Annotated in this window: 7 protein-coding genes and 1 tRNA gene; 4 read left to right on the forward strand and 4 right to left on the reverse strand. The window is 68.7% G+C overall.

Going from position 1 to position 12,382, the window contains the following annotated elements:
• The first annotated feature begins 144 nt into the window (after nt 1-144).
• Complete coding sequence (locus RT688_RS10650; RefSeq protein ID WP_313704852.1) at nt 145-1,776, forward strand: tetratricopeptide repeat protein; 1,632 nt, start codon at nt 145-147, stop codon at nt 1,774-1,776.
• Nucleotides 1,777-1,993: 217 nt separating this feature from the next.
• Here RT688_RS10650 and RT688_RS10655 read toward each other — a convergent pair whose 3' ends face one another.
• Nucleotides 1,994-5,605: a hydantoinase B/oxoprolinase family protein gene (locus RT688_RS10655; RefSeq protein WP_313704853.1), complete on the reverse strand. Its 3,612-nt coding sequence runs from the start codon at nt 5,603-5,605 to the stop codon at nt 1,994-1,996.
• A 109-nt stretch (nt 5,606-5,714) separates the two neighbouring features.
• Here RT688_RS10655 and RT688_RS10660 point away from each other — a divergent pair, with 109 nt between their 5' ends.
• Entirely contained in the window at nt 5,715-7,208 is a 1,494-nt protein-coding gene (locus tag RT688_RS10660; RefSeq protein WP_313704854.1) for an NAD(P)H-hydrate dehydratase, read from the forward strand.
• A 287-nt stretch (nt 7,209-7,495) separates the two neighbouring features.
• On the opposite strand, the gene RT688_RS10665 is transcribed toward RT688_RS10660, so the two are convergent.
• Complete coding sequence (locus RT688_RS10665) at nt 7,496-8,212, reverse strand: ABC transporter ATP-binding protein (RefSeq protein ID WP_313704855.1); 717 nt, start codon at nt 8,210-8,212, stop codon at nt 7,496-7,498.
• On the opposite strand from RT688_RS10665, the gene RT688_RS10670 reads away from it, so the two are divergent.
• Both RT688_RS10670 and mnmH read left to right on the forward strand, forming a co-directional pair.
• Nucleotides 8,211-8,837, forward strand: a complete 627-nt coding sequence (locus tag RT688_RS10670; RefSeq protein WP_313704856.1) for an arylesterase — start codon at nt 8,211-8,213, stop codon at nt 8,835-8,837. The two genes, RT688_RS10665 and RT688_RS10670, sit on opposite strands and share 2 nt — an antisense overlap.
• Nucleotides 8,834-9,889 (forward strand): tRNA 2-selenouridine(34) synthase MnmH, encoded by a 1,056-nt coding sequence (gene mnmH, locus RT688_RS10675; RefSeq protein WP_313704857.1) that lies wholly within the window; start codon nt 8,834-8,836, stop codon nt 9,887-9,889. The genes RT688_RS10670 and mnmH overlap by 4 nt, the downstream gene beginning before the upstream one ends.
• A 315-nt stretch (nt 9,890-10,204) precedes the next feature.
• Here the strand turns inward: mnmH and RT688_RS10680 are convergent, their stop codons facing one another.
• Complete coding sequence (locus RT688_RS10680; RefSeq protein WP_313704858.1) at nt 10,205-12,118, reverse strand: SurA N-terminal domain-containing protein; 1,914 nt, start codon at nt 12,116-12,118, stop codon at nt 10,205-10,207.
• A 113-nt stretch (nt 12,119-12,231) separates the two neighbouring features.
• A tRNA-Asp gene (locus tag RT688_RS10685) sits at nt 12,232-12,308 on the reverse strand.
• Nucleotides 12,309-12,382 lie beyond the last annotated feature (74 nt).

The following is a 12,382-nucleotide window of genomic DNA, read 5'->3' on the forward strand; positions in this document are numbered from 1 at the left end:
GCCCGGCCGGACCGCGGCGGGCGGGTGAAGGCGCCCGCGCGCGCGTGGTTTCGCACGCGCCGGGCCCGATTCGGTTGCCGCGCAGGATGCTTGCCGGTATCGTAGCGGCAGGAGACGAGAATGCTTGAGCGCAAACGAGAAACGATGCAAGAAAACAGCAGCCTGTCGGTACTGGTGATCGACCCCAATCCCGGCATGCGCGGCAGCCTGCAGACCATGCTGAACCTGGGCGGCATCAGCAAGATCGACTACGCCGTCAATTCCGGCACCGCGATCCGCCAGCTCACGCGCCGCGCCTACGACATCATCCTCTGCGAATACGATCTCGGCAACAGCAGCGCCGGCGACGGCCAGGACGGCCAGCAACTGCTGGAAGACCTGCGCCACCACCGCATCATCAGCCCGTGGGCGATCTTCATCATGCTCACCTCGGAGGCAGTCTACGGCAAGGTCGTCAGCGCGGCCGAGCTGGCGCCGACCGACTACGTCCTGAAGCCCTTCACCGCCGAGGTGCTGGGCGCGCGCATCACGCGCGCCATCGACCGGCGCGCGGTGTTCCTGCCGACCTGGCAGCTGGTAGCCAAGGGCAATGTAAGGGAGGCGATCCGTTCGGCCGCCGCCAGCGAGCTGGCCCACCCGCGCCACGCCCTCGACTTCGCGCGCCTGCGCGCCGAGCTGCACGCCCAACTGAAGGAGCACGGCGAGGCCGAGCAGATCTACCGCAAGGTGCTCGGCTACAAGCCGCTAGGCTGGGCCGGACTGGGCCTGGCGCGCGCGCTGTTCGCGCAGGGGCGCATCGACGAGGCGCGCGACACCCTGCAGATGCTGATCTCGGCCAACCCGCGCCTGATGGCGGCCTACGACCTCCTCGCCCGCTGCCACGAGGCGGCCGGCGCCCACGCCCAGGCCCAGAAGATCCTCGAGGAAGCGGTATCGATCTCGCCGCACATGGTGCGCCGCCTGCGCAAGCTGGGCGAAGTCGCACTCGAAGCGGGCGACGCCGCGGCCGCCGAGCGCTCCTTCAAGCAGGTGGTGGCCAAGGCGCGCTACTCGGAATTTCGCGACCCCGAGGACCACGTGAAATTGGCCAAGGCCCTGGTCAAGCGCGGCGACCCCGTGGCCGCGGCCGGCGTGGTGCGCGACCTCGAACGTTCGCTGCGCGCCAGTCCCGAGGTCGACGCCTGCGTGGCGATCGCCAACGCGGCCGTGCACGAAGCCGGCGGCGATCGGGCCGCAAGCGTCAGCGACCTGCACGCCGCGGTGACGGCGGTGCGCGCCAGCAGCGGCCTGTCGACGGGCCTGCGCGTCGGCCTGGTGCGTTCCTGCCTCGCCCAGCGCCTCGATGGCCAGGCCCAGGAAGTGATGATGACGGTGGTGAACGACCCCGCCAGCGGCATGCGCACCGAGGACGCGCTGCAGGTCTTCGCCGATTGCGGTCGGCGCGACCTGGCCGACGGCATGCACCAGCAGCTGGCGGCCCAGGCCCAGATCCTGCTCGGCGTGGCCGACGAGAAGCGCAACATGGGCGACGTGCGTGGGGCGGTGCAAACCCTGCTCGAGGCGCTGCACATGGTCCCGGGCAATTTGCAGGTGATGATCGCGGCGGCAGGCGGCATCCTGCGCCAGATCGCCGAGCTGGGCTGGGATCACCCGCTGGGCGAATTGTGTTTCGAGCAGCTGGAGAAGATACGGGCGGTCGATGCCCAGCATCCGCGGCTGGAGCCGCTGCTGGAGGAGTACATGGGGCTGCGCAGGAAGTACGGGATCTCGACCTGACCATACGGGCGGCTTCCGATATGGCCGCCCTCGCTCATATCGCTCACGTCAGATCAGGGGCGTAGGGTGGACGGGTTTCCCGTCCACGCGTTCAAGGTCGAACCGATCCGTCGCGAAGGGAGCACCTGCCCTACCGTCGATACCAGATCCTTCGCGACGATTCCGGCACCGGCTATCGACGCGTGGGCGGCGAATCCGTCCACCCCACGTCCCTCCGTTACGGTTTGCCGTAGCCTCCGCCGCCCGGGGTCTCGATGACGAACATGTCCCCGGCTTCCATCTCGACCTTGCCGATGTGGCCGACCTGCTCCACACTGCCGTCGGCGCGCAGCACCGTGTTGGCGCCGCGCGCGCCCTCCTCCCCGCCGGCCATGCCGAACGGTGCGTAAATCCGGTTGTTCGACAGGATCGCCGCCGTCATCGGCTCGAGGAAGCGCACCTGGCGCACGCCGCCATTCCCGCCGTGCCAGCGCCCCGCCCCGCCGGAACCGGCGCGGATCGCATAGCTCTCCAGCCGCACCGGGAAGCGGAACTCGAGGATCTCGGGATCGGTCAGCCGCGAATTGGTCATGTTGGTCTGCACCACGTCGGTGCCGTCGAATCCCGCGCCGGCGCCGCTGCCGCCGGAGATGGTCTCGTAGTACTGGTATTTCGCATTCCCGAAGGTGAAGTTGTTCATCGTGCCCTGCGAGGCCGCCATTACGCCCAGCGCGCCGTAGAGCGCATTGGTGATGCAGGTCGAGGTCTCGACGTTGCCCGACACCACCGAGGCCGGATAATGCGGGTTGAGCATCGAGCCCGGCGGGATGATCACCTTCAACGGTTTCAGGCAGCCGCCGTTCAGCGGGATCTCGTCCTCGACCAAGGTGCGGAACACGTACAGCACCGCCGCCATGCACACGCTCGACGGGGCGTTGAAATTGTTCGGCAGTTGACCGGAGGTGCCGGTGAAATCGATCTCGGCGCTGCGGCTGTCGCGGTCGACGCGGATCGCGACCTGGATGCGCGCGCCGTTGTCCAGGTCCACCGTGAAGGCGCCGTCCTTCAGGGCGCCGATCACGCGCCGCACCGCCTCCTCGGCGTTGTCCTGCACGTGGCCCATGTAGGCGCGCACCACGTCGAGCCCGAAATGGGCCACCATCCGGTGCAGTTCCTCGACGCCCTTCCGGTTCGCCGCCACCTGGGCGCGCAGGTCGGCCATGTTCTGGTCCGGATTGCGCGCCGGATAGCGCGCGCCGCCGAGCAAGGCCCTTGCCTCGGCCTCGCGCAGCACGCCATCAAGCCCGTCGACCAGCTTGAAGTTATCGATCAGGACGCCCTCCTCGTCGATGTGGCTGGAGTCCGGCGGCATCGAGCCCGGCGTGGTGCCGCCGATGTCGGCGTGGTGGCCGCGCGAGCCGACGTAGAAAAGAATCTCCTGCCCCGACTCGTCGAACACCGGCGAGATCACCGTCACGTCCGGCAAGTGCGTGCCGCCGTTGTAGGGGTCGTTCAGCACGTAGACGTCGCCGGCGCGCATCCGACCGGCGTTCTCGCGCATCACGGTCTTGATGCTCTCGCCCATCGAGCCCAGGTGCACCGGCATGTGCGGCGCGTTCGCCACCAGGTTGCCCTCGGCGTCGAAGATGGCGCAGCTGAAGTCGAGGCGCTCCTTGATGTTTACCGAATACGCCGTGTTCTGCAGGCGCAGGCCCATCTGCTCGGCGATCGACATGAACAGGTTGTTGAAGATCTCGAGCATGACCGGGTCTGCCGTGGTGCCGATCGCGCGCCGCTCCGGCAGCGCCTCCACGCGCGTCAGCACCAGGTGGTTGTAGGGCGTCACCTCGGCCTGCCAGCCGGCTTCGACCACGGTGGTGGCGTTGTCCTCGGCGACGATGGCCGGGCCGCGGATGACGTCGCCCGGATGGATGCCGGCGCGGCGGTAGATGCCGGTGTCGCGCCATTCGCCGTTGCCGAACATGCGCACCCGCTCGGAGGGCGCCGGCTCCCCGCGGCCCGCCGTGCCGTCGACGGCGCCGTCGACCATGACCTCCGGCGGCGCTTCGGAGCGGCCCAGGGCCTCGACCGAGATCGCCTCGATGACCAGGGCGCGCGACGGCATCAGGAAGGAGAAGCGGCGCTTGTAGGCGGCTTCGAACTGGGCCTGCATCGCCTCGGCGCTCCCGTGCTCGACCACCAGGGCCGAGTCGGTGCCTTCGTAGCGCAGGTGCACGCGGCGGATGACGTCGATGCGCTGCGCGCCCACGCCCTGGGCCAGCAGTTCGCCGCGGGCGGCCTCGGCCAGCGCATCGAGACGCGCCGCCAGCGCCGCGACGCTTGCCGCGCCCAGCTTTTCCTCGACCGCCTGCTCGCGCATCGCGCTCTGGTCCGCCAGGCCCATGCCGTAGGCCGACAGCACGCCGGCCAGGCTGTGGATGAAGACGGTCTTCATGCCGAGCGCGTCGGCCACCAGGCAGGCGTGCTGGCCGCCGGCGCCGCCGAAACTGGTCAGCGCGTACTCGGTGACGTCGTGCCCGCGCTGCACCGATATCTGCTTGATGGCATTGGCCATGTTCCCGACCGCGATCTGGATGAAGCCCTCGGCCACCTGCTCGGGCGTGCGCACGTCGCCGGTGGCCAGCGCGATCTCGCGCGCCAGGTCGGCGAAGCGTGCGCGCACCGTCTCGACGTCGAGCGCCTCGTTCGCATTCGGGCCGAACAATTTGGGGAAGTGCGCCGGCTGGATCTTCCCGAGCATGACGTTGCAATCGGTGACCGCCAGCGGCCCGCCGCGCCGGTAGCTGGCCGGGCCCGGGTTGGCGCCGGCGCTGTCGGGGCCGACGCGGTAGCGGCTGCCGTCGAAGTGCAGGACCGAGCCGCCGCCGGCCGCCACCGTGTGGATGCTCATCATCGGCGCGCGCATGCGCACGCCCGCGACCTGGGTCTCGAACACGCGCTCGAACTCGCCCGCGTAGTGCGAGACGTCGGTCGAGGTGCCGCCCATGTCGAAGCCGATGATCTTGTCGAAGCCGGCTAGCACGCTGGCGCGCACCATGCCGACGATGCCGCCGGCGGGGCCGGACAGGATGCTGTCCTTGCCCTGGAAGGCGCGCGCATCGGTCATGCCGCCGCTGGACTGCATGAACTGCAGGTTCACGCCGGGCAACTCAAGGGCGACCTGGTCGACGTAGCGGCGCAGGATCGGCGACAGGTAGGCGTCGACCACGGTGGTGTCGCCGCGCGCGACCAGCTTCATCATCGGGCTGGTCTGGTGCGACGTCGAGACCTGGGTGTAGCCGATCTCGCGCGCGATGCGCGCCACCGCCGCCTCGTGCGCCGTGTAGCGGTAGCCGTGCATGAAGACGATCGCGAGCGCGCGCAGGCCGCGGTCGTAGGCTTCCTGCAGCGCGGCGCGCGTGGCCGCCTCGTCGAGCGCCTGCACCACCTCGCCGTGGGCGCCGACGCGCTCGGCGACCTCGATCACCTCGGCGTACAGCAGCTCGGGCAGCACGATGTGGCGGTCGAACAGGCGCGGCCGGTTCTGGTAGGCGATGCGCAGCGCGTCCCGAAAGCCCCGGGTGATGGCCAGCACGGTCGGCTCGCCCTTGCGCTCGAGCAGGGCGTTGGTCGCGACCGTGGTGCCCATCTTGACCGCCTCGACCGCGGCGGCCGGCAAGCTTGCGCCTGGTTCGACGCCGAGCAGGTGGCGGATCCCGGCCACGGCGGCGTCGCGGTACTGTTCCGGATTCTCGGACAGCAGTTTGTGCGTCACCAGCCGCCCATCCGGGCGGCGCGCCACGATGTCGGTGAAGGTGCCGCCGCGGTCGATCCAGAACTGCCAATCCATGTCGTGTCCTCTTGCAGGTTGTGGTTTTGGCATATTGTAGACGCCTCCCGCGCCGGATCGGGCACAATGCAGGCATTCGATATCAATGTGCAGAAGGCGAGGAAGCAGTATGAACAGCAAGCTTTACAGTGTGGCCCAGATCCGGGCGGTCGAGGAGGCCGCGATGCGGGAACTGGAAACGGGCACCCTGATGCGCCGCGCCGGCCGCGCCGCCGCCGACCTCGCCCTAAGCCTGGTCGGCGAGGCGCGCGCCCAGCCGGTGCTGGTGCTGGCCGGCCCCGGCAACAACGGCGGCGACGCCCTCGAGGTCGCCGCCAACCTCGGCGAGGCCGGCCTCGACGTCGTGGTGCTCTACTTCGCCCCGACGGGCGGCCAGCCCTCGCCGGAAACCGCCCAGGCCCTGGCCCGGGCGCGCGCCAGCGGCGCCAATTTCGCCGACGTCGCGCCGAACACGCGCGACTGGTCGCTGGTGGTCGACGGCCTGTTCGGCATCGGCCTGGCGCGCAACCTGGTCGGCCGCTACCTGGAACTGGTGACGGCGCTGGACGCCATGCGCTGCCCGGTGCTGGCGCTGGACGTGCCGAGCGGGCTCGACGCCGACACCGGCATGCCCGTGGGCGAAGGCAGCGTCGCCGTGCGCGCCACCCACACCATCACCTTCATCGGCGACAAGCCTGGCCTGCACACCGCGCACGGACGCGACCACGCGGGCGTCGTCCACGTCGACGATCTCGGCATCGAGGCCAAGCTGTTCCCGCCGGCGCTGGCCCAGCTGGCGGCGCCGGCGCTGTTCGCGGCCTCGCTGGCGCCGCGCCGCCAGGGCTCGCACAAGGGCATGTTCGGCGACGTCGCCATCGTCGGCGGCGCGCGCGGGATGCAGGGCGCCGCGGTGCTCGCCGGCCGCGGCGCGCTGTACGCGGGCGCCGGCCGGGTGTTCGTCGTGACGGTCGACCCGGGCCCGGGCTTCGACCAGCTGCAGCCCGAGCTGATGTTCCGCGCCTCGAACGCCTTCAAGTTCGAATCGCAAACGCTGGTGCTCGGTCCGGGCATGGGCGATTCGGTCGAGTCGATGCGGGCGCTCGGCCACGGCATCGACGGCACGGCCCCGCTCGTGATCGACGCCGACGGCCTGAACCTGCTGGCCGCCAGCACCGACCTGCAGGCGCGCCTGGCGCGGCGCCAGGGCGAGACGATCGTCACGCCGCATCCGCTGGAGGCGGCGCGCCTGCTCGGGATCGGCGCCGCCGAGGTCCAGGCCGACCGCATGAAGGCGGCGCGCGACCTGGCGCGCCGCTTCAATGCGGTCGCCGTGCTCAAGGGCTCGGGCACCGTCATCGCGGCCCAGGAAGGCTGCATGGCGCTCAACCCGACCGGCAACCCGGGCCTGGCCACGGGCGGCACCGGCGACGTGCTGGCGGGCGTCTGCGGCGCCCTGCTGGCCCAGGGCTGGCCGGCCTGGGAAGCGGCCGTCGGCGCGGTGTGGCTGCATGGCGCGGCGGCGGACCGGCTGGTCGAGGAAGGCGTCGGCCCGATCGGGATGACGGCCGGGGAATTGCCGGCGGCGATACGCAAGGTGCTGAACGGACTCGTGTCCGCGCGCTGAGCGTTCGTAGGGTGGGCACTCGTGCCCACGCGCTCTCGCCAGGTGCGCGCCGGTACGACCGCGTGGGCTCAAGAGCCCACCCTACGAAAAGCGACGGCACGACCGGATTTTGTAGGGTGGGCACCTGTGCCCACGCGGACTCGCCACGGGCGTGCCTGCGCCTTTGGCTTGATCGCCAACGGTCGTGTACAGCGGCGAATTGGCGTACCGGTGACGTTGCGGCACGCCACCGTACGACCGCGTGGACACAGGTGCCTTTCGTGGCCCGGTCCACCCTACGAAAAGCGTCAGGCCAGGCGGCCTGCCGCAATCGTCAGCGTCCGCCCGCAGCGCGCCGCCATCGCCGGGTCGTGGGTTACCAGCACGAGCGTCGAGCCGCGTTCGCGGTTCAGTTCGAACATCAGCCCGATCACGGCCTCGCCGGTGGCGGCGTCCAGGCTGCCGGTCGGCTCGTCGGCGAACAGCAGCGGCGGCTCGGTCACGAAGGCGCGCGCCAGGGCGACGCGCTGCTGCTCGCCGCCCGACAGGTACTTCGGATAGTGCTTCAGCCGGCTCGACAGGCCGACGCGCCCGAGCATGGCCTCGGCCCTGGCGCGCGCATCGGCGTCGCCGCGCAGCTCGAGCGGCAGCATCACGTTCTCGAGCGCATTCAGGTGGGCCAGCAGCTGGAAGGACTGGAACACGAAGCCGAGCTTGGCCTTGCGGAACGCGGCACGGCCGTCCTCGTCGAGCGCGAAGATGTCGGTGCCGTCGAGCAGGACCTTGCCGCTGCTCGGGGTATCGAGCCCGGCCAGCAGGCCGAGCAGCGTGGACTTGCCGGAGCCCGAGGCGCCGACGAGCGCGAGCGTCTCGGCCGGTTGCACGGTAAAATCGATGTTGTGCAGGATGGTGAGTTCGCCGCTGGCGTCCGCCACCCGCTTCGACAGGCCGCTGACTTCGATCGCGGCCGGCCGTCCCTTTGCAGTGGCAGGGTCATTTTTGAAAGCCTCGGGATTATCACGCATGCTTGCTATTCTCAAGAAATTGTCTGTCGGTGCGCTCATGCTGGCCGCGTCGGCGAGCGCCTATTCTGCACCAAAAACCGTCCTCGTGCTGGGTGACAGCCTGTCCGCCGAGTATGGCCTGGCGCGTGGCGCCGGCTGGGTCGCCCTGCTCGAACGAAAGCTGAAAGCCGAGAAGATCGACGCCCGCATCGTCAACGCCAGCATCAGCGGCGAGACCACCAGCGGCGGGCGCGCGCGCCTGCCGGCCCTGCTGGACCAGCACAAGCCGCAGGTCGTCGTCATCGAACTGGGCGCCAACGATGGCCTGCGCGGCCTGCCGGTGGCCGCCGCCGAGGCCAACCTGCGCCAGATGGCGACCATGTCGCAGAAGCAGGATGCGAAGGTCATGTTGATCGGCATGCGCATGCCGCCGAACTATGGCCGTGCGTACACGGAACGCTTCTTCAGCATGTACGAGAACCTGGCGAAGGAAGTGAAGGCGCCGCTGGTGCCCTTCATGCTGGAAGGCGTGGCCGACAAGCCCGCGCTGTTCCAGGCCGACCGCCTGCATCCGAACGCCCAGGCCCATCCGATTATCCTCAATAACATCTGGCCCACCTTCAAGGCCCTGATCCAATCACGATGAAATACCCCGCCGTACTGAGCTTCGCCGACATCTACCCCGAGCTGGACAGCTTCGACACCATCATCGACGCGCGCAGCGAGGGCGAGTTCGCGCTCGACCACATTCCCGGGGCGATCAACTGCCCGGTGCTGAACGACGAGGAGCGCATCCGCGTCGGCACCCTGTACAAGCAGGTCGGCGCCTTCGAGGCGAAGAAGCTCGGCGCGCCGCTGGTCGCGCACAACATCGCGCGCCACATCGATACGCTGTTCGCCGACAAGCCGCGCGACTGGAAACCCCTGGTCTATTGCTGGCGCGGCGGCAACCGCAGCGGCGCGATGGCCCACATCCTGGCCCGGATCGGCTGGCCGGTGGTGCAGCTCGACGGCGGTTATAAAGCCTACCGCGCCTACGTCAGCGCGGCGCTGGAACAACCGCCGGCGGTCGACTTCCGCGTGATCTGCGGCACCACCGGCAGCGGCAAGAGCCGCCTGCTCGAGACCCTGGACGCGGCCGGCGCCCAGGTGCTCGACCTGGAGCGCCTGGCGGCCCACCGCGGCTCGGTGCTGGGCCACCTGCCCGACGAGCCGCAGCCCTCGCAGAAGATGTTCGAGAGCCGGATCTGGAACAAGCTGCGCCACTTCGATCCGGCCAGGCCGGTGTTCGTCGAGTCGGAAAGCAAGAAGGTCGGCAACCTGCGCGTGCCGGACGCCGTGATGGAGCGCATGCGCGCCTCGCCCTGCATCGCCCTCACCCTGTCGCGCCCGAACCGGGTTCGCCTGCTGATGGAGGACTACCAGCACTTCGCGCGCAACGCCGAGGCCCTGAACGGCCAGCTCGAGCACCTGGTACAGCTGCACGGCCGCGTGAAGATCGACGCCTGGCACGCGATGGCCAGGGCCGGCGACATGCCGGCCCTGGTCGACCAGCTGCTGGTCGAACACTACGACCCGGCCTACCTGCGCTCGATCGACCGCAATTTCGTCCAGTACGACAAAGCCCGCGTGCTGGAACTGGCCGACATCGCGCCCGAGGATTTCGCGAACGCGGCGCAGGCGCTGATGGCGGCCTAACAACCGCCATGCCGCCCGGACGTAGGGTGGGCACCCGTGCCCACGCGTTACGTGCCTATCCGCAGTCCTTATCGGGAACGCCTCGCTCCGCGGCGCTCGCCATGGACATAGCGCTAACGGACCGCTTCTCGAACGCCGCCGATACGCGGCCGCCGCCTCAATATCCTGCGACAACACTGATCATGCTTTCGCGTGGGCACGGGGCGCCCACCCTACGATCGGCGCAGCCGACTCCGGTACAAACCACGACAACGCCAGACGTAAAAAAACCCGGCTGCTCGCGCACCCGGGTTCTTTCTCGATCCGACAACAGGCTTACTCGGCCTGCGCTGCCTTCGCGGCCGCCGCATGGATCTTCGCCTTGGCCTTGACCTTCACCGCCTCGACGAAGTTGTACAGCTCGGCCTGGCCCACCAGGCCGTTGATCTGCTGCGCTTCCTGCGCGCGGCGCGCCTGGTCGACCTGGGCCGGCTGCGACACCTTGCCGATGCGGTAGACGCCATAGCCGACGTTCGGGACTTCCACCCCGACATAGGCCGGCAGCTTGGTCACGTCGGCCTTGAACACGGCCAGGGCGGCGGCGGTGTTGATGACCGGCTCCTTGGTGCGCGACAGGACCTTGACCTCGCCGAAACCGGCGGCGTCGCCCGATGCCTTGGCGGCCTTCAGCTTGGCTTCGCCGGCTTCGCGCGCCAGGCGCAGCGCTTCTTCCTGGGTCACGCGCTGGCGGATCGCCGCTTCGACCTCGGCCAGCGGACGCTTGGTGGCCGGCTTGAATTCGACGACGCGGCCGGCGATCAGGACGGCCGGCGCGACTTCGACGGCTTCGGTGTTGCGCTTGTTCTTCAGCGCGTCGGTCGAGTACAGCGCGGCCAGGAACTTCTCGTTGTTGTACGGCTCGGCGCCCAGGGCAGGATTCGGCTTGCGGCCCAAGCCGTCGACGGTGTGGATCTGCAGGCCCAGCTTGTCGGCGGCCGGCTTCAGGCTGTCCGACTGTTCGTAGACGATGTCGTTGAAGCTCTCGGCCAATTCCGAGTACTTCTTCGACAGCTTGGATTTCTTCAGCTCGTCGGCGATCTCGGCCTTCGCTGCCTCCAGCGGCTTTTGCTGCGACGGCTTGATGGCGGTGACCTTGATGATGTGGAAGCCGAACTCCGACGGCACGATGCCGCTGACTTCACCTTCCTTGAGCGAATAGATCGCTTCCTCGACCGGCTTGGCGAACAGCCCCTTCTCGACCACGCCCAGGTCGCCGCCCTGGCCCGCCGAGCCCGGATCCTGCGACTGCGCCTTGGCGATCGCCGCGAAGTCGGCCGGGTTCTTGCGTACCTCGGCCAGCACCGCTTCGGCCTTGGCCTTGGCGGCGGCTTCCTCGGCCGGCTTGGCGCCTGGCGCCTTGGTGATCAGGATGTGGCTGGCGGTGCGCTGCTCGGGCGTGACGAAGCGCTTCTCGTTGGCCTTGTAGAACTGCTCCACTTCGGCGTCGCTGACCGACACCTGGCTCTCGACCGCGGCCTGGTCCAGCACGACGTACTCGGCCTTTACCTGCTCGGGGATCTGGAACAGCTGGGCGTTCTTGTCGTAATAGGCTTTCACCATCTCGTCGGTGACCTTGACCTGCGGCAGGTAGGCCGCGATCGGGAACAGCAGTTCCTGGACTTCGCGTTCCTGGTCGTTGATGTCCGAGATGCGGCTGGCGACCGAGCGCGGCGCAAAGGCGGTCGCCTGGACCGAACCGGCCAGCTGCTGGATCGCCATGTCGCGGCGCATGCGCGCGTCGAACATTTCCGGGGTCATGCCCTGGGCGGCCAGCGCGGCCTTGTACTGGTCCATGTCGAAGCTGCCGTCGGGCTTGCGGAAGCCCTGGATCTCGTTGATGGCCTTGAAGATGGCCTGGTCGCTCACGGTCAGGTGATTGCGTGCGATGGCGGCATTCACGGCACGCTCGGCGACCAGGTTTTCCAGCACTTCACGCTTGGCTTCCGGGGTGTCGAACATCTTCTGGTCGAACTGCGGGCCGAGCTGCTGGCGGGCCTGGTCGATCTGGCGGCGCTGGGCATCGTCCCATTCCTGCTGGGTGATGCTGCGACCATCGACTTCGGCCACGCCGGCGGCGCTGTCGCCACGGTTCTGGTAGCTGTCGACACCGACGAAAATGAACGAAGGCACGATCAGCAGTGCCAACACACCGTACATCACGCGCTTGTTGTTACGTACAAAATCAAACATGGTCACCAATCACTTTGGAAATGGCTTCAAAGCACAAGTTAAAAAAAAAGGCGAACTCGCGTTCGCCTCTTCTCTGTCGAAGCGCCGTCGTGGCGCTCCGGTAATGCTGAATCTGGCGGAGCGGACGGGGCTCGAACCCGCGACCCCCGGCGTGACAGGCCGGTATTCTAACCAACTGAACTACCGCTCCAAATTCGGAGTATTTTGAGTGGCGGAGCGGACGGGGCTCGAACCCGCGACCCCCGGCGTGACAGGCCGGTATTC

Source organism: Massilia sp. (assembly GCF_032106685.1).
Classification (GTDB): domain Bacteria; phylum Pseudomonadota; class Gammaproteobacteria; order Burkholderiales; family Burkholderiaceae_D; genus Telluria.

Bases quoted from the DNA above. Each gene is read 5' to 3' on its own strand.
- RT688_RS10650 (WP_313704852.1), top strand. From the start codon at position 145: ATGCAAGAAAACAGCAGCCTGTCGGTACTGGTGATCGACCCCAATCCC.
- RT688_RS10655 (WP_313704853.1), bottom strand. From the start codon at position 5,605: ATGGATTGGCAGTTCTGGATCGACCGCGGCGGCACCTTCACCGACATC.
- RT688_RS10660 (WP_313704854.1), top strand. From the start codon at position 5,715: ATGAACAGCAAGCTTTACAGTGTGGCCCAGATCCGGGCGGTCGAGGAG.
- RT688_RS10670 (WP_313704856.1), top strand. From the start codon at position 8,211: ATGCTTGCTATTCTCAAGAAATTGTCTGTCGGTGCGCTCATGCTGGCC.
- RT688_RS10665 (WP_313704855.1), bottom strand. From the start codon at position 8,212: ATGCGTGATAATCCCGAGGCTTTCAAAAATGACCCTGCCACTGCAAAG.
- mnmH (WP_313704857.1), top strand. From the start codon at position 8,834: ATGAAATACCCCGCCGTACTGAGCTTCGCCGACATCTACCCCGAGCTG.
- RT688_RS10680 (WP_313704858.1), bottom strand. From the start codon at position 12,118: ATGTTTGATTTTGTACGTAACAACAAGCGCGTGATGTACGGTGTGTTG.